Origin of the sequence: Novosphingobium sp. YAF33 (assembly GCF_052113265.1) — a bacterium.
In the GTDB taxonomy this organism is placed as follows: Bacteria; Pseudomonadota; Alphaproteobacteria; order Sphingomonadales; family Sphingomonadaceae; genus Novosphingobium.
In genome coordinates, this window is record NZ_JBFRCW010000006.1 from 520335 (window position 1) to 537198 (window position 16864).

12 protein-coding genes are annotated in these 16864 nt (G+C 66.1%); 9 read left to right on the plus strand and 3 right to left on the minus strand.

The window, feature by feature from the left end:
- Positions 1–18: 18 nt before the first annotated feature.
- Both AB4Z00_RS15330 and AB4Z00_RS15335 read left to right on the plus strand, forming a co-directional pair.
- Positions 19–1617 (plus strand): ABC transporter ATP-binding protein/permease, encoded by a 1599-nt coding sequence (locus AB4Z00_RS15330; RefSeq protein ID WP_442046469.1) that lies wholly within the window; start codon positions 19–21, stop codon positions 1615–1617.
- Positions 1614–3224, plus strand: coding sequence for an amino acid ABC transporter ATP-binding/permease protein (locus AB4Z00_RS15335; protein ID WP_442046470.1), 1611 nt, complete (start codon positions 1614–1616; stop codon positions 3222–3224). The genes AB4Z00_RS15330 and AB4Z00_RS15335 overlap by 4 nt, the downstream gene beginning before the upstream one ends.
- A gap of 5 nt (positions 3225–3229) precedes the next feature.
- Here AB4Z00_RS15335 and AB4Z00_RS15340 read toward each other — a convergent pair whose 3' ends face one another.
- Both AB4Z00_RS15340 and AB4Z00_RS15345 read right to left on the minus strand, forming a co-directional pair.
- Positions 3230–3649 (minus strand): ArsR/SmtB family transcription factor, encoded by a 420-nt coding sequence (locus AB4Z00_RS15340; RefSeq protein ID WP_442046471.1) that lies wholly within the window; start codon positions 3647–3649, stop codon positions 3230–3232.
- Between the two features lies 1 nt (position 3650).
- Positions 3651–4298 carry a peroxiredoxin gene (locus tag AB4Z00_RS15345; protein ID WP_442046472.1) on the minus strand — a complete coding sequence of 216 codons (648 nt, stop codon included), beginning with the start codon at positions 4296–4298 and terminating at the stop codon, positions 3651–3653.
- Positions 4299–4687: 389 nt separating this feature from the next.
- Here AB4Z00_RS15345 and AB4Z00_RS15350 point away from each other — a divergent pair, with 389 nt between their 5' ends.
- The 7 genes from AB4Z00_RS15350 (at position 4688) to AB4Z00_RS15380 (ending at position 16046) form a co-directional block, all read left to right on the plus strand.
- Positions 4688–7489, plus strand: a complete 2802-nt coding sequence (locus AB4Z00_RS15350; RefSeq protein WP_442046473.1) for a TonB-dependent receptor — start codon at positions 4688–4690, stop codon at positions 7487–7489.
- Positions 7490–7678: 189 nt separating this feature from the next.
- The gene (locus tag AB4Z00_RS15355) at positions 7679–9901 is read left to right on the plus strand and encodes a chondroitinase-B domain-containing protein (protein WP_442046474.1); all 2223 of its coding nucleotides are present in this window, start codon (positions 7679–7681) and stop codon (positions 9899–9901) included.
- Complete coding sequence (locus AB4Z00_RS15360) at positions 9898–12189, plus strand: alginate lyase family protein (protein WP_442046475.1); 2292 nt, start codon at positions 9898–9900, stop codon at positions 12187–12189. Before AB4Z00_RS15355 ends, AB4Z00_RS15360 begins: the two co-directional genes overlap by 4 nt.
- Positions 12186–13448 (plus strand): MFS transporter, encoded by a 1263-nt coding sequence (locus tag AB4Z00_RS15365; RefSeq protein WP_442046476.1) that lies wholly within the window; start codon positions 12186–12188, stop codon positions 13446–13448. Before AB4Z00_RS15360 ends, AB4Z00_RS15365 begins: the two co-directional genes overlap by 4 nt.
- A 13-nt stretch (positions 13449–13461) precedes the next feature.
- Positions 13462–14214 (plus strand): SDR family NAD(P)-dependent oxidoreductase, encoded by a 753-nt coding sequence (locus AB4Z00_RS15370; protein ID WP_132269792.1) that lies wholly within the window; start codon positions 13462–13464, stop codon positions 14212–14214.
- A 62-nt stretch (positions 14215–14276) separates the two neighbouring features.
- The gene (locus tag AB4Z00_RS15375) at positions 14277–15179 is read left to right on the plus strand and encodes a rhamnogalacturonan acetylesterase (RefSeq protein WP_442046477.1); all 903 of its coding nucleotides are present in this window, start codon (positions 14277–14279) and stop codon (positions 15177–15179) included.
- Positions 15180–15308: 129 nt separating this feature from the next.
- Complete coding sequence (locus tag AB4Z00_RS15380) at positions 15309–16046, plus strand: FadR/GntR family transcriptional regulator (RefSeq protein WP_132269788.1); 738 nt, start codon at positions 15309–15311, stop codon at positions 16044–16046.
- Positions 16047–16145: 99 nt separating this feature from the next.
- Here the strand turns inward: AB4Z00_RS15380 and AB4Z00_RS15385 are convergent, their stop codons facing one another.
- Positions 16146–16835 carry a hypothetical protein gene (locus AB4Z00_RS15385; protein WP_134093772.1) on the minus strand — a complete coding sequence of 230 codons (690 nt, stop codon included), beginning with the start codon at positions 16833–16835 and terminating at the stop codon, positions 16146–16148.
- Positions 16836–16864 lie beyond the last annotated feature (29 nt).

The following is a 16864-nucleotide window of genomic DNA, read 5'->3' on the forward strand; positions in this document are numbered from 1 at the left end:
TTACATGGTTTACTTAATTTGATCTATGTCAAATTTGCCCGGGCCTTGATACCCGGAGCCTGGCTTGTCGATATTGCGGGCGCCGCGCTCTTTGCGTGGGGCGTGGCGAGCGGTGTGGGCGCGGTTGCCAGCCATGCGGCGATCGCGCTGCCTGCGGCATGGATCCTGTGCGGGGTGATGTTGCGCGCGGTGGCGACCTGCACGGTCGACCGGATCGCAGTGGCGTCGGCACAGGCCGCAAGCCGCACAAGGCGGGCCGGCCTGTGGCACAGACTTCTGGGCGGACGACTGGCGAGACTGATCTCCTCAGGCGAAAGCGCAAACCTTGCCCTCGATCATAACACCGCGATCGAGAATCGGGACCAGCGGTTTTCCCCTATAAGGATCAACGCCGTAGTCGGCCCCCTCGTGGTCGCCTTGGTCGTCGCCCCCGCAAGCTGGGTAGCGGCGGCAATCATGCTGGGCACCCTGGTGCCTTTCACGCTCGGCATGATCCTGGCAGGCACCGCATCGCGCCGCGCCGCGGAGCGCCAGCTCGCGGCGCTGGGAGCGCTCTCGGGCCTTTTCGTGGACCGCGTGACTCACCTGCCGCTGATCCGCCATTTCGGAGCGGAAGCCCGGATCGGCCGGCAAGTCCGCACCGCCACCGGCGAAGTGGCCCACCGCACGGTCGCGGTCCTGCGCACGGCCTTCCTTTCGAACGCGGTGCTGGAGTTCTTCTCGGCCCTGTCGATCGCGCTGGTCGCGGTCTATTGCGGCTTCTCGCTGCTCGGCCTCCTGCCCTTCCCGGCGCCCGAGAAGCTGACGCTGGTCCCCGCCTTCTTCGTCCTTGCGATGGCCCCGGAATTCTACCTGCCGATGCGCCGCCTGGCCGCGGCCTATCACGAGAAGCAGCTGGGCGAAGCGGCAGAGCAGGCCCTTGCCCCCTTCGCAGCGGAGCCTGACACCTATGGCCGAGATGGCGCCGCCGGTGGCAGCGCCGTCAGCGATCACGCCAGCCCAGCGCCATTCGACGGCCTCCATGTCGAGCGCCTCGTGCTCGCCTTCCCCGGCCTTGCCGTGGGCCCGCTCGATTTCGACCTCGAATCCAGCGACCTGGCCGCCCTGTCCGGCCCCACCGGCAGCGGCAAGACGAGCACCCTGGCCGCCATTGCCGGACAGCTTGCCCCCTCTTCCGGCAGGATCTTTAGCCGCGCGGGCACACCGCTCGCCGGAAACGCCGCCGCCTGGGCGGCGCAGCGCCCACTGTTGATGACGGGCACCCTCGGCCACAATCTGGCGCTCGCCGCACCCCAGGCCACCGAAGCCGAGATTCTCGCCGTCGCGCAGCGAGTCGGCCTCGGCCCCGTGCTCGCGCGGCGCGGCGGGCTCGCCATGCCCATCGACCATGCGGGTTCCGGCCTTTCCGGCGGCGAACGTCGGCGCATAGGCCTGGCCCGCGCGATTCTCTCCGCGCGCCCGCTGATCCTCTGCGACGAGCCCACCGCGGACCTCGACGAAGACTCCGCCGCCGGCATCATCGCCCTGCTGCGCGAACTCGCGGCCGAGCGCTGCATCCTCGTCGCCACTCACGACCCTGCGCTGATTCGCGCCGCCCGCCAGGAGATCGCGCTGTGATTCCGACCCATGCCGCCACGCTCCCCGCCGCCGCCCGGCCCGCGCTTCTCGCCACGGCCGGCCTCGCCCGCCGCCGCCTGGCCTACGCCAGCCTCTGCGCCGGCCTTGCCGCCATCGCCGCGATCGGGCTGCTGGCACTCTCCGGCTGGTTCCTCACGGCTGCCGCGCTGGCAGGCTCGGCCGGTGTCGCCACCGCCATGGGCTTCAACTACCTGATCCCGAGCGCGGCCATCCGCCTGCTCGCCATCGTCCGCACCCTGTCCCGCTATGGCGAACGCCTGCTCTCCCACAAAGTCGCGCTGGAAGGCATGGCGGACTTGCGCGGCTCGCTGTTCGACAAGCTGGCGGCGCAGGACAGCCGCACCGCACCCGATACCTCGCCCGGAGAGGCCAGCAACCGGCTGATCGACGATGTCGAGGCGCTCGAAGACCTCGTCATCCGCCAACCCGCACGCCACGCCGCGGCGGTCTCGGCATTGGTGAGCCTGGTGCTCGTCGCTTTCGGCGGATGGCGCGCGCTGCTCTTCCTGGCCGCGATGATGGCGGGCCTGCCCTTCCTGTTCCGCCGCATTTCCGAGCGCCTCACCCGCGCGCCGGCCGAAGCCGCCGCCGCCGCGCTGGGGGATTTGCGCAAGGGCTATGTCGAACTGGCCAGCGCGCGCGCGGAAATCGCCGCCTATGGCCTGGCCGATCAAGCCATCGCCCAACTGGAGCCGTCCGCCAGCGCCTTCGACAAGGCCCGCGCCGACCTGTTCCGTGCCGAGGCGCTGCAAGGCGCCCTGCTCTCCATCTACGGCGGCCTTTGCGTCGCCGGAGTCCTGTTGCTCGCCCGCGAATCGGCACCGATGGTCGCCCTGGCCATGCTGGCGACGGCATCAGCGGTCGAAGCCATGGGCGGCCTTTCGCGCAGCTTGCTGCGCCGCGCCGCGCTGGAGGCCGGGCTGCGCCGCATCGCCTCGCTCAATGCCCTCGACGCCGCTCTGCAGGAGCCCGTCTCCGCCGCAGCCGCGCCGCTGGCTTTCGGCATTCACCACGTCCCGACCGGCGCCCGTCTTGCGATCACGGGCCCCTCGGGCTCGGGCAAGACCCGCGTGCTGCTGGCCCTTGCCGGCATGCAGCAACCTGTCGCGGATCTGAGCATGGACCCGACGCCGCTCGCCTCGCTTCCGGCATGGCGCCTGAACAGCCAGTTCGCGCTGTCTCCCCAGGACGCGCCCATGCTGATCGGCACCGTCGCGGACAACTTGCGGCTTGCCCGATCCGGCGTGACCGAGGCGCAAATGTGGGAGGCCCTGAAGGTCGCCCAGCTCGACCAGCGAATCGCGCGCAGCGAAGCGGGGCTCGACACGCCCGTCTCCGAGGGCGGCGGCGTGCTGTCGGGCGGCGAACGCAAGCGCCTCTCGCTGGCCCGCGCTTTGCTGGCCGAGCGGCCCTGGCTGCTCCTGGATGAGCCGAGCGAAGGTCTGGACGCGGCCACCGAAGCGGCCCTGGTGGAAAGCTTGCGCCGCTGGCTGGATCGTACCGGCACCGGCCTGGTGCTGGTCTCTCACCGCAAGGCGCCGCTGACGCTATGCGGCGAAACGATCGACGTGACCGACCTGGCCTGATCCGCTCAGCGAAACACGCGCGCGAATCGGGCCGCGCCGCCCGGCGGCGTCGGGCCGGCGCCCCTCGTGCCGCCTGCTGCGCCCAGCGCGGCTGCTGCCGTGGAGGCGTGCCGAAGCGCGGCCTGCCCCGCCCCCGTGCCGCTCAAGGCCGCGAGCGCCTCGGCCACTTCGGCCATCCGCTCGCCATCGACCTGATAGAAAACCTGCTTTCCGCTCCGCTCCGAACGCACCAGCTCCGCCTTGCGGAGGATCGAGAGCTGCTGCGACAGGCCTGGCTGGCCGATGCCGGTCGCCTCCTCGATCTCGCCGACTGCCAGTGGCCCGGCCCTCACGGCATGGAGGATCTGCAGCCGCACCGGATGGGCAAGCGCACGCAGCAATTCCGCCGTCCCGTCGAGTTCGGCGGCGATATCCGGGTCCATCATCTCAGGCTCCGTCGCCCAGCGGCGCATGGAACCATCCAGCCGCATCGTCCGACCCCAGCGCCGCCTCGGCCGTTTCGCCCGGCAGCCGCAACAGCGGCGCGCCCGGCTGCCAGTCCGCCGGCGCCAGTCCGGCCTGCGCCCGCACCGCCTGAAGCGCTTTCAGCACCCGCAACATCTCGGGAATCGAGCGCCCGACCGTGAGCGGATAAGCGCTGGTCGCCTGGATCACGCCCTCGGGATCGATGAAATAGGTCATCCGCACCGTGCCGCTATCCCGCGCATCGCTGCCGACCATGCCATAGCCGCGCGCGATCTCCATCGTCGGGTCCTCGATGATGGGAAAGGAAACGGTCACCCCGGTCGCATCGCGAATCAGCCTTATCCACGCGAGATGCGAATAGAGACTGTCCACCGAGAGCCCGACCAGCCGGCACCCCAACCCCGCAAACTCATCCGCCGCCCGCGCCAGAGCAATGACCTCGCTCGTGCAGACCGGCGTGAAATCCGCCGGATGGGAAAACAGGACCAACCAGCCCCCCCGATAGTCGTCGAGATCGAAGGACCCCAAAGTACTCCGCGCCAGAAACCGCGGCGCCTGATCGCCAATCTGGAGCGGCAGGATAGCGCTCTCGCGCCTGATGTCGTCCAATTGGCCTGTCATGGGGCCATCAGTTACAGATTTGCCCGCTACGGTAAAGTGAACGCTGCAAGCGCCGCCTGCATATCGGAAATGCCACGGCCATTCCCCGTCTGATATTTCTTTTTCCGACCCTGATGCACCCCGGTAAAGGCGCCATCTCCCATCCATTTACCGAAACGCCGTATCTGTCCGGACCACACCTAGCCGACTGGCCCTGAATTCATGCCTGTTGTGACAGTACGATTGGTATGAATATATTGATTGACATATAAGCGTCCATCGGACCAAGTATGCGGTATATAAAAAAGGCGAGGAGAGTCTGAGTGGCTATGGGGCAGCAATCGGCTGGCGTTGGTTTTGCACGCTTGCGAGCGACACTTCTCGTTGGTGGCTCTTTGATGGCATGTGCGGCCGGGCCGGCATTCGGGCAGGATGCGCAAGCTGGCGCCGCGCCGCCTCCTGCGCAGGAGCCCGCCTCCGGGGATATCCTCGTCACCGGCGTGCGCGAGACGATGCAGAATTCGATCGAGACCAAGCGCAGCGCGGATGCGATCGTCGATGCCATCTCATCGAAGGAAATCGGCGAACTTCCTGGCCAGTCGGTGGGCGAGGTGATCGCCACGATAACCGGCGCCTCCATCGACCGCGCCAATTACGGTCCTACCGAAGTCTCGATCCGCGGCCTGGGCTCAGGCCTGAGCATGACCACCTTCAACGGGCGTGAAGCGACCAACGGCTCGGGTGACCGCGCGGTCAATTTCGGGCAGTTTCCCGCCGAACTCTTCAATGCGATCAAGATCTACAAGACCCAGCAGGCCGATCTCATCGAAGGCGGCGTGGCCGGCCTGATCGAGTTGGAAACCCGCAAGCCGCTCGATCACAAGCGGCGCCAGATCCAGGCCGAGATCAAGGGGAACATGAACCCCTATCAGGACCGGATCGACGGAGAGAGCCCCTATGGCTATCGAGTTACGGCCAGTTATATAGACCAATTCAATCTCGGCGCTCTGGGCGACGTGGGAATTTCCATCGGCTTCCAGCGCAACAAGGTAAGCGATCCGGTAGAGCGCTTCTACACCAGCTCGACCTGGTTCACCTGCAACGCCGCAATCGTCTCCACCGGCAATTGCACCGAAGTGAGCCGAGAACAGGGCAATTCCGGCACGCCTTTCTACCACGCCTCGAATTCCTATGCCTTCCGACAGATGACCACCTCGGACTTGCGTAACGCGCTATTCGGAGCCCTGCAGTGGAAACCCAGCCCCACGCTCGACATCAATTTCGACGTTCAGTACTCGCGCCGCCAATATAGCGAGGAGCGCCACGATTTCGGCACGGCGGAAGGCCGCTACAATCTTCACAACGTCGTCATAGGCGATAACCACCAGTTGCTCGCTGCCGATGGCTCGGCGACGATGCAATCGGTTTCCGGCTTGTTCCAGCGCGACGAGAAATACCTCGGCCTCGGCGGCAACCTGGCCTGGGAAGCAACCGATCGCCTGACGCTGAGCGCCGATGCGGGCTATTCCCACACCAAGCGGGTCGACATCACCCGCCAGGTTCGCCTGCGCACCGATCCCTTCGACATCTATGGGCAGCGTACCGCGATCAACAACCAGCGCATCCCCTACCATGTCGACCTGAGCCAGAGCTTCCTGCCGGTCTTCACATTCGACCAGCGCTTCGACCCGACCAATGCCGACCTCTTCAGCGACGATGCCCGCCTCACCCGCTCGCAGGACGGCCGTGACGACGAGATCTATTCCGCTCGCCTCGACGGGCGGTACAAAATGGACGGTTTCCTTGAGGAAGTGGCGATCGGCGGCCGCTGGTCGCAGCGCACGTTCTTCGGCTACAGCAACGACGTCAATATCGACCAGACCGACCCGGCGGTGGACCGCGACGTCAACCTCGCCTGCCGAACGCCATTCGCGCAGAAGAATTTCTTCGCGGATGGCCCCGCCGGCGCGATCACCAATTTCGCCACTTTCGACGTGCTCTGCCAGTTCCGCAATTATCTTGGCACCGAAGACCCGGGCAACACCGGCGACTTGCGCGCGGTCGAAAACTCGAACGTCACCGAAAAGACCCTCGCCGGCTACGTCATGGCGACCTACTCGGGCGACCTCGGCGGCATACCGGTGCGCGGCAACTTCGGCTTACGCGGCGTGCACACCCGCGTCACCGCGCGCGGCCTGCGCAGCGGACTCGACGTCATCAACAATGCCGACGGCTCGATCTCGCTGCGGGAAAACGGCGACTTCACCGAGACGAAGATCGGCTCCAGCTCGATGCGCTGGCTGCCCAGCCTCAATGCGATCTTCGACATTTCGGACAAGGCGCGCCTGCGCACCGGGCTCTACCGCGCCATGTCGCGTCCGGCGCCCAGCGCGCTTGGCGCCGGCCGGCAGATCACGCTGGAGACCGGCACCGGCTTCACTTCGGTAACGGACGCCATCAACACCATCATCGCCACCGGCAGCCCGGCCCTGAAGCCGACGATGTCGTGGAACGCGGACCTCAGCCTCGAATACTACGCGAACAAGGACACGCTGCTGGCAGCGGCGGTCTATTACAAGCGCTTCACCGGCGGACGCATCCCGATCGAGGAGGACGAGGACTTCACCATCGGCGGCACCAGCTATTCGGTGCCCGTCACCCAGACCACCAACAGCGACGAACAGAGCGATCTGTACGGGCTCGAACTGACGGCCAGCAACCAGTTCACCTGGCTGCCCCACCCGCTTGATGGGCTGGGCGCAAAGCTGAGCTATAACTACGCCTGGACCAATTTCAAGACCCAGGACATCCGCTACGGCGACGTGATCGACAGCGCGACCGGAGAAGTCACGCCCGGCCTGATCCCGGCCGCCAGCCTCAGCGGCTATTCCAAGCACGTCTTCTCGGCGCAGGCTTTCTACGAGATCGGCAAGTTCTCGATCCAGGGCATCTATCGCTACCGGTCGCGCTACTACCAGGCCTTCACCAGCGACAACACCCAACTGCGCTACGTGAAGGGCAACGACACGTTCGACGTCAACGTGCGCTACGCGATCAGCAAGGCCGCCGACATCCGCTTCCAGGCCCTCAATATCTTCAACGAGCCTCGGGTCGAATACATGCCGGTCATCGGCAGCACGCGGAACGTGGAATACTACGGCCCGCAATATTTCCTCAGCCTGCGCCTGCGTCTGCGCTGATCTCGGGAAACCGCGCGGGAGCGTAGCCAAGCTGCGCTCTCCACAGAAGGAAGCGGCCTTGTTCAAACCAAACCTGTCGACTTGTCATGAGATTTGGTATGAACAATGGTTGCCCAATCTTCCGCGCGGCATTATGCCAATTTCAAGGGCCTCCCAGAGGGCCGGTCTGAACTGGAAGAGAGCAGCCTGATGGCACGATCTACCACACTCGCCTTCAGCGGCCTGCTTCTCGCCGCGGCGCCTGCCTCGGCGCTGGCCCGCGATTACCTGGTGCACGACCAGAAAGAGTATCGGGCAGCGGCCGGCGCGGTGAAGGCCGGCGATGTCATCCGGCTCGCGGAGGGCGAGTGGAAGGACTTCCCGATCCTGCTGGAGGGCCAGGGTACCGCCAAGCAGCCGATCACGCTCACCGTGCAGACCAAGGGCAAGGTCATCCTGACCGGCGCCTCCAGCCTGCGCATGGCAGGAAGCCACCTGCTCGTCTCCGGCCTCGTCTTCCGGGACGGCAGTGCGCCGGGCGCCGAGGTCATCAGTTTTCGACGCGACCCGCGCAGCTACGCCCGCCATTCGCGGCTCACCGAAGTGGTGATCGATCGCTACAACAAGGCCGACCGCCGTACCGAAGACCGCTGGGTCTCGATCTATGGCAGCGACAATCGCGTCGATCACAGCTGGTTCGCCGGCAAAGGCAATCTGGGCGTCACGCTCGCGGTGATCCGGTCCAAGGGCCAGCCGGAAGCCAACCGCCACCGGATCGACCACAACTACTTCGGCCCGCGCCCACCGCTCGGCTCCAACGGGGGCGAGACCATCCGCCTCGGCACCAGCGACGAATCGCTGTCCGATTCCGCCAACCTGGTGGAGGCCAACGTCTTCGATCGCTGCGACGGCGAGGTGGAGATCGTCTCGGTGAAGTCCGGCGCGAACGTCGTGCGCGGCAACCTGATCCTGGAATCGCAGGGCGCGATCGTGCTGCGACACGGCAATGGCAACCGCGTCGAGCGCAACGTCTTCCTTGGCAAGGCCAAGCCCCATACCGGCGGGGTGCGTGTGATCAACGAAGGCCAGATCGTGCGGGACAACTACATGGAAGGGCTCGCGGGCACTGATTTCACCAGTGCGCTGGCGGTGATGAACGGCGTTCCGGGGTCCGCGATCAACCGTTACCACGCGGTCTCCGGGGCGGAGATCGCCAACAATTCGATGTTCGAGGTCGCCCGGGTGACGCTGGGAGCAGGCGCCGATGCCGAGCGCACGGCGGCGCCGACCGGCAGCCGGCTCACGAACAACCTGATCACCGGACAGGACGGCAAGCCCTTCCGGGTCGAAGCCGGCATGGTGGGCGTCACGTTCACGGATAACGTGACCGATGGCGAAGTGCCGGGCGCGATCCCTTCCGGCCTGCGGAAGACCGGGATCGCGACGAAGCGCGCGGCGAACGGGCTGCTCTATCCGACCGACCCGGCTCTTGCCGCACTGGGTGCGCCGCGCGACCTCAGGCCGGTCACGCTCGCGGAGGTCGGCCCGGCCTGGTATCCGAAGGCAACCGGCATCGCCGCATTCGGGTCGGGCCGCGCCGTTCCGGTAAAGGCCGGCGATCTCGAAGCCGCCGTGGCCGCTGCGAGGCCGGGCGACACGCTGAAACTGGCGGCCGGCCACTACACCGCCGAAACGCCGCTGCGCATCTCCGTGCCGCTGACGGTTTCCGGCCCCAGGGATGCCGATATCGCCTTCTCCGCTCCCACGCTCTTTCAACTGGAAGAAGGCGCAGCGCTGCGCCTGGAAGGCCTGAGCATCATCGGCGACAAGGCCCCGCGCCAGAGCGGCAATGCCGTCATCCGCACCTCCGCCCTGTCGACCGTCGCCAACTATGCGCTGGAAATCGACGGTACAGCCTTCTCCCGCCTCGACGGCGCCCCGGCCTTCGACCTGATCGCCACCACGCCCGGCACTTTCGCCGACCGGATCGCCATCATGAAGGCCGCAGTGAACGGCCTTTCAGGCGCGGTGCTCGCGGCTGCGGCCGAGACGGAAGGCAAGGGCCGCTATGCCGCCGAGCACATCGCCATCGCCGATTCCCGTTTCGAAAAAATCGGCAGCCTGGCCCAGATCCTGCGCGCGGGCACCGACGAGAGCACGTTCGGCCCCGAGCTGATCCTGCGCGGCAACACGGTCGTGCAGAGCGGCCCGGTTATGCTCGGCCTGTCCGGCGTGCAGTCGATCCTCATCGAGGGCAATACCTTCCGCAGCAGCGGCAGGATCGCCGTGGCCAACAGTGTCGGCACACCGGAAACCCGGATCATCGACAACCACTTCATCCAGACCCCGGAGCCGACCGTGACCAAGCTCTACCCGCAAGGTTCGCCGCGCGTCCTGGTCTCCGGCAACAGTATCGGCGGAGACGCATCATGATCGCCAGGCCCCTCCTTCCCAGGCCCTTCGCTCTCGGACCTCTCCTTCTCGGCACAGCGCTGCTTGCGCTGACGCCGGTTCCCGTCTTCGCCGCCCCGTCCAGCGCCGCTCCGTCGTCCCCGGCCAGGGCTGACGATGCCCATCCGGTCTTGATGAATGCCGCGGTGCTCTCCGGCCTCGGCGCAGAGGCCCAGCGCTATCCGCTGTTCGCGGCGGAACTTGCGCGGGTGCGCAAGGATGTCGACGCCGCGATCCATGCGGGCGTCAACGTACCCGTGCCCAAGGACGCGGGYGGCGGCGCCAGTCACGAACAGCACAAGCGCAACTACACCGCGCTCTACGGCGCCGGCCTGCTCTATCGTGTCACCGGCGATCGCCGCTATGCCGACTTTGCGCGCGACCTTCTGCTTGCCTATGCCAAGCTCTACCCCACGCTCGGCCCGCACCCGGCCACCAAGAACGAAGCGGCGGGACGCCTGTTCTGGCAAAGCCTCAACGACAGCGTCTGGCTGGTCTACGGCATTCAGGGCTACGACGCGGTGCGCGATGCACTCACCCCTCGGGATCGCAAGACCATCGACGATCAGGTCTTCCGCAAGATGGCCGAGTTCCTTTCGACCGGATCGCCCAAGGTCTTCGACCGCATTCACAACCACGCCACCTGGGCTAATGCCGGCGTCGGCATGACGGGCTACGTCCTGCGCGATCCCGATCTCGTGGAGCAGGCGCTGAAGGGCCTCGACAAGAGCGGCAAGGCGGGCTTCCTGCGCCAACTCGACCTGTTGTTCTCGCCGGACGGCTATTATGCCGAAGGACCCTACTACCAGCGTTACGCGCTCCAGCCCTTCGTGATCTTCGCGGCCGCCGTCGACGCCAACGAGCCGCAGCGCCGCATCTTCGAATATCGCGACGGCATCGTGCTGAAGGCGATCCGCACCGCGATCCAGCTCACGTCTGACGGCTATTTCCTGCCCTTCAACGATGCCATGCCCGACAAGAGCCTCAAGACCGAGGAACTCTACCAGGCCGTGGCCATCGGATACGGCAAAACCCACGACCCGGCGCTGCTTTCGATCGCACAGTGGCAGGACCGCACCGTGCTCACCCCGCAGGGCCTGGAAGTCGCGCGCGACCTGGCCGCGGGCAAGGCCAAGCCCTTCCCTTTCGCCTCGATGCTGCTGCGCGATGGACCGGACGGCGACCATGGCGGGATCGCCGTCCTGCGCGATGGCCCGGGCAGCAAGGACCAGTTGCTGGCCGTCAAGAACACCGCGCAAGGCATGGGCCACGGCCATTTCGACAAGCTGAACTGGATCCTATACGACAACGGCCAGCCCATCGTCACGGATTACGGCGCCGCGCGCTTCCTCAATATCGAGGCCAAGGACGGCGGTCGCTATCTTCCCGAAAACGAGACCTGGGCCAAGCAGACGGTCGCTCACAACACCCTGGTGGTGGATGAAACCAGCCACTTTGGCGGCGACTGGAAGCGCGGGGAGACCCTCTCACCGCGCCAGCTCTACTTCTCGGCCGACGGCCAGACCCGCGCTTCGATAGCCGAGATGACGGATGCCTATCCCGGCGTCACCTTCCGCCGCGCGCTGCTCCAGGTGAAAGTGGACGGACTCAAGAGCCCGCTCATCGTCGACCTGCTGAAGGTGAACGGCGGCAAGCCCGCTCGCTACGACCTGCCGCTGCACTATACCGGTCAGCTGATCGACACGAACTTCCCGCTTCAGTCGAACGTCGCGGCCCGGCCGGTGCTGGGCAAGGCGAACGGCTACCAGCACCTCTGGGTGGATGCCACCAGCCAGCCGAACCCGGCATCGCAAGCGCGGAACGGGCACGCATCGGGGAATGTCGTCACCTGGATCGAGGACGGGCGCTTCTACAGCTATCGCGTCGCCACGCCCGGCGTAACGATGATCCTGGGCGAAAGCGGCGCCAACGACCCGCGCTTCAACTTGCGGCGCGAACCTTTCATTCTCCAGCGGCTGGACGGCGCCACCGATGCCGCCTTCGTCAGCCTGCTGGAGCCCCACGGCCGGTATGACGCCTCCGCCGAAACGACCATCGGCAGCGACAGTGCCGTGCAAGCGCTCACCCATGAGCGAAAGGGCGACTTCGACCTCGTGACGATCACCTTCCGCAAGGGCGGCAGCCTGGTGCTGGCGATCGCCGACGACACCGATCCCGCCAAGAACCACACGCTCCAGATCGGCGGCAGGTCCCAGACCTGGGCGGGCCCGGTCGGCCGCTTCGACATGACGCAGGAGGCATCCCGTTGAAGAACCTGCGCTGGATGGTCATCAGCCTGATCGGGCTGGCCACGGTCATCAATTACATCGACCGCAATGCGCTGGCCGTGATGTGGCCCGCCGTCTCCAAGGAGATCGGCGCCGACAAGTCCGATTACGCGCTACTGGTGACCGTGTTCATGCTGGCCTATGCTTTCGGCCAGTCGGTCTTCGGCAGGATTTTCGACGTAATCGGCACCCGGCTGGGCTTTGCCGTCTCGATCCTGTTCTGGTCGCTGTCGATCGGGCTGCACTCGGTGGTCCGCTCGCTCGGCATCCTGGCCGTGCTGCGCGTGACCCTGGGCGTGAGCGAGGCAGGCAACTGGCCCGGCGCAGCCAAGGCGAATGCCTTGTGGTTCCCCCAAAAAGAACGCGCTCTGGCGCAAGGCATCTTCAACGCCGGCGCATCGCTCGGCGCCATCGTTTCGGCCCCGCTGGTGGCGCTGCTGTTCACCGCCTTCGGCTGGCGCATGACCTTCCTGTTCATCGGCGTGCTGGGATTCCTCTGGCTGGTGCCCTGGCTGTTTCTCTACCGCGCGGATCCCGAGACCAACCCCTGGCTCACTCCGGGCGAGCGCAACCACATCCTCGGCACCGCCGAAGCGCAGAGCCGCAAGGCCGATGGCTATGCGCCCGGCTGGACCGAGATGCTGCGCCATCGCCAGAGCTGGGCCATCATCCTCAGCCGCTTTTTCCTCGATCCCGTCTGGTGGCTGTTCGTTTCCTGGCTGCCGATCTATCTGGCCGAGACGTTCGGCTTCGATGTCCAGCAGATCGGCCTCTTCGCCTGGGTGCCTTTCGTCGGCGCCATGGCGGGCAGCCTGATCGGCGGTTGGCTGTCGGGCGCGCTGATCGTCCGCGGCAAGACGGTGAACTTCGCACGCAAGACTGCCATCACCCTGGGCTGCGCGATCATGTTACCACCGCTGCTGCTGACCATGCATGCGGGCAGCCCCCTCTATGCCGTGCTGCTGATCGCCGTGATCCTGTTCGGCTTCCAGATGGCGATCAACAATATCCAGACCCTGCCGGCGGACTACTTCGCGGGCGGTACCGTCGGCTCGCTCGCCGGCCTGGGCGGCACTGCGGCCGTCGCCGGAACCCTGGTCACCACCTGGCTCGTGCCGGCCATGACCAAGGCGAGCTATGCCCCCATCTTCGCGCTGGCCGCCGCACTGGTGCCGGCATCGCTTCTCTGCATCTGGCTGCTCGGCGGCCGGATCGCGCCTCTCTCCTCCCCCAACAGATAACAAGGGCAAACCCATGCGTTTCAAGGACAAGATCGCCATCGTCACCGGCGGCGGCCGCGACATCGGCAAGTCGGTATCGCAATACCTCGCGCGCGAAGGCGCCAAGGTCGTCATCAACTATCGCAGCAACCGCGAGGAAGCAGCCAGGACCCTTTCCGAGATCGAGGCCGAGGGCGGCACCGCAATCCTCCACCAGGCCGACGTCAGCAATGCCGAGGATGTCGCGGGCCTGATCGCCGCCTCGGTCGCCGCCTTCGGCGAACGGATCGACTTCCTCGTCAACCTTGCGGGCGGTATGGTCGCGCGCAAAACGCTGGCGGAAATGGACGAAGCCTTCTTCGACCATGTGATGGACCTCAATCTCAAGTCGGCCTTCCTCGTTACCAAGGCCGCGCTGCCGCAGCTCGCCAAGGGCAGCGCCATCGTCAACGTCGCCTCACTGGCCGGACGCGACGGCGGCGGCCCGGGCGCAACCGTCTATGCCACGTCGAAGGGTGCGCTCATGACGCTGACGCGTGGCTGGGCCAAGGAACTGGGGCCGCAGGGCATCCGCGTGAATGCCGTCTGCCCGGGCCTCATCGGCACGAGCTTCCACGACGTGTTCTCCAAGCCCGAGGGCCGCGCCGCTACCGCGAACAACACCCCCCTGCGCCGCGAAGGCCACCCGGACGAAGTCGCCACCACCATCGGCTTCCTGCTCTCCGAAGAGGCGGCGTTCCTCACGGGCGTCAATCTCGACATCAACGGCGGCCTGTTCTTCTCGTAGGCCGTAGCATTCGCAAGGGAGACTAGAGGATGACCCGAAAGACAAGGATTGCAGCGGCTGTAATGGCAGCGCTGCTCGCACAGGTCGCAGGGACTGGTGCGGCAACGGCCCAGGTCAAGACCTTGGGAATGCCCACCGGCGCCCCGGCATCGCGGGAAGGCGACACCAGCAAGGGCCGCACGGTGCGCACCGATGCAAAGCCGCTCAGCCCCTACAAGATCATCCTGGTCGGGGATTCCACGATGGCGCCGACCAGCGGCTGGGCCTCGATCTTCTGCGCACATCACGTCAAGTCTTCGGTCGCCTGCCTCAATCTGGGGCGCGGCGGCCGCTCGACCCGCAGCTACCGGCAGGAAGGCTCGTGGGACGGCGCCCTGGCCGAGGCGAAAGTGCCCGGCTACCACGCCACTTACGTGCTGATCCAGTTCGGCCACAACGATCAGTCTTCCGCCTCGGAGCGCTGGACCGAAATGGACAAGGAATTCCCTGACAACCTGCGGCGCATGGTCGAGGAAATCCGCGCCGTTAAGGCCGTGCCCGTCTTGGTCACTCCGCTCACCCGGCGCGAATTCGTGGGCGGCAAGCTCAACAATACGCTGGAGCCCTGGGCCGAGAAGGTCCGCGGCGTGGCCCGCGCGCTGAAAGTGCCGCTGGTCGATCTCAACGCCTCCAGCGCGGCCGCCGTGCAACAGATGGGCGCGGAACCCGCGATGGCGCTGGCCCAGACCGCTCCCAACGAGGCCGAACGGGCGGCTGCACGCAGCGGCACCACCCTCAAGCCCCGCACGGCCGAGGAAGCCCGCCTGCCGCCGGTCCCCACCATGCCGGACGGCCCGCACGGGCAGTTCACGCGCAAGTTCGATTATACCCATATCGGCGACGCTGGCGCGGAAGTCTTCGCTGCCCTGGTGGCGCGTGACCTTGCCCGCGCGGTTCCCGACTTGCGCAGCCAGATCGCGCCCTGACTTTCGGCGCTTCGTTCAGCGCACCATTAAGTGCGCTGCATAACTGGTCGGACAATTGCTTCGTTTTGGCATGGAAGCTATTAGGTCTCAAACCTCATGCAGGCGTGATGGAAAGAAAGAAGACACACCATGGCTGACAGGCTGTTCCAGGGCATTGCCGACCAGATCGTTGCCTTGATCAATGAAGGCGCGTTTCCGCCAGGAACGCGCCTGCCGGGCGAGCGCGAACTGGCGGAGCGGTTCAACGTCAGCCGGGTCACGATCCGCGAGGCCGCCATCGCACTTCAGGCCGTGGGTGTGCTCAAGATCAAGACCGGCTCGGGCATTTACGTTTCGGAACTCAGCGATCGCACCGACGATGCGCTGCCCAAGGTCAGCGCGCTCGAACTGACCGAGGCCCGCTCGCTGTTCGAATCCGAGGCCGCGGCGCTGGCCGCGCCGGTCATTTCGGATGCCACGCTGGCCAAGCTCGACACACTGCTGGAAGCCATGGCGGCCGAGGGCGACGACGAAAAGTCGACCGAGATCGACCGCGAGTTCCATATGACGATCGCTTCCGCCTCGGGCAATGCGGCGATCACCCATGTCATCCACACGCTCTGGCGGTTGCGCACCGAACTGCCGGAAGTGAAGTACACCCACGAAAGCGTCTGTCACCATGACGGCAGGACGCGGCAGGACGAACACGCAGCGGTCGTTGAAGCGCTTCGCAAGCACGACCCGCAAGGCGCGCGCCTTGCCATGCGTCAGCACTTCCAGCGCCTGCTCGCCTCCATGCTGGACGCCACCGAAGAGCACGCCATCTCGGAACTGCGACGCAAGTCGCAGGAAAGCCGCGAGCGTTTCCTGATCAGCGCGAAGATCTGACCCGCACCCGTAATCCGGCACCGCCGTTTCTAACGCGGGCGCCGAAGGCTTCCGCCATGTCCCGGCGGGTCGGGCGCCGGATGGACCGGCGCCCTGCACTCAGAACCGGTAGCCCAGCGTAACCTGCAACACCGGGTAGACCTTGTAGTCGTTGATATCGTCGTTGACGCTCTGCCGCTCCGCTTCGAGATCGGCGGCGAGGGTGGAGCAGGGACCAAGGGTGATATCGGCGCAGAGACCGGTGACGGTCAGCGGCTTCACCTTGACGCTGCCCTGGAACAGGGCGCCCGCCTCGATGCCCACGGTCAGCCCCTTCGACAAGCCGCCGCCGTAACCCAGCGTCAGGGCCGGGGCGAGCTTGTCGATATCCGTTTCGGCGTGGAGCGTGCCGATCTCGGCTGCGGTGTAAGTCGTGCCGTCGATGGTATAGCTGGTGCCGTCGTTCGGTACGCCGACGCCGCGACCCTTGTTGCCGTTGACGCGCAGACCGCCGGAAATGCGGAAACCGCCGCCGAACGGATAGACATCGACCATGGCACCGCCCGAGCGGAGCTTCAGCTTCGCATCGTATCGGATGTCGTCCGAATGGATGTTGTGGCTGAACGAAAAGAACGTGGCGTTCGCGCGGACGCCGATGTTTTCCGACACCCGGTACCCGACCTCTGGCCCGATCCCGAGCGTGCCGGCGGTGACACCCAGGCTGACGCGCGCGTCATCGCCTTGAGCAAGGGCGGGAGCGGCGCCCAGGCTGGCGGCTGCAAGAAGGGCTGCTCCGAAATAGGCTCGCACGTAATCTTTCCTTTTCCATTCCGGCGGAA

Coding starts and splice junctions, on each gene's coding strand:
- AB4Z00_RS15340 (WP_442046471.1), bottom strand. CDS start 3,649: ATGATGGACCCGGATATCGCCGCCGAACTCGACGGGACGGCGGAATTG.
- AB4Z00_RS15350 (WP_442046473.1), top strand. CDS start 4,688: ATGGCATGTGCGGCCGGGCCGGCATTCGGGCAGGATGCGCAAGCTGGC.
- AB4Z00_RS15355 (WP_442046474.1), top strand. CDS start 7,679: ATGGCACGATCTACCACACTCGCCTTCAGCGGCCTGCTTCTCGCCGCG.
- AB4Z00_RS15370 (WP_132269792.1), top strand. CDS start 13,462: ATGCGTTTCAAGGACAAGATCGCCATCGTCACCGGCGGCGGCCGCGAC.
- AB4Z00_RS15375 (WP_442046477.1), top strand. CDS start 14,277: ATGGCAGCGCTGCTCGCACAGGTCGCAGGGACTGGTGCGGCAACGGCC.
- AB4Z00_RS15380 (WP_132269788.1), top strand. CDS start 15,309: ATGGCTGACAGGCTGTTCCAGGGCATTGCCGACCAGATCGTTGCCTTG.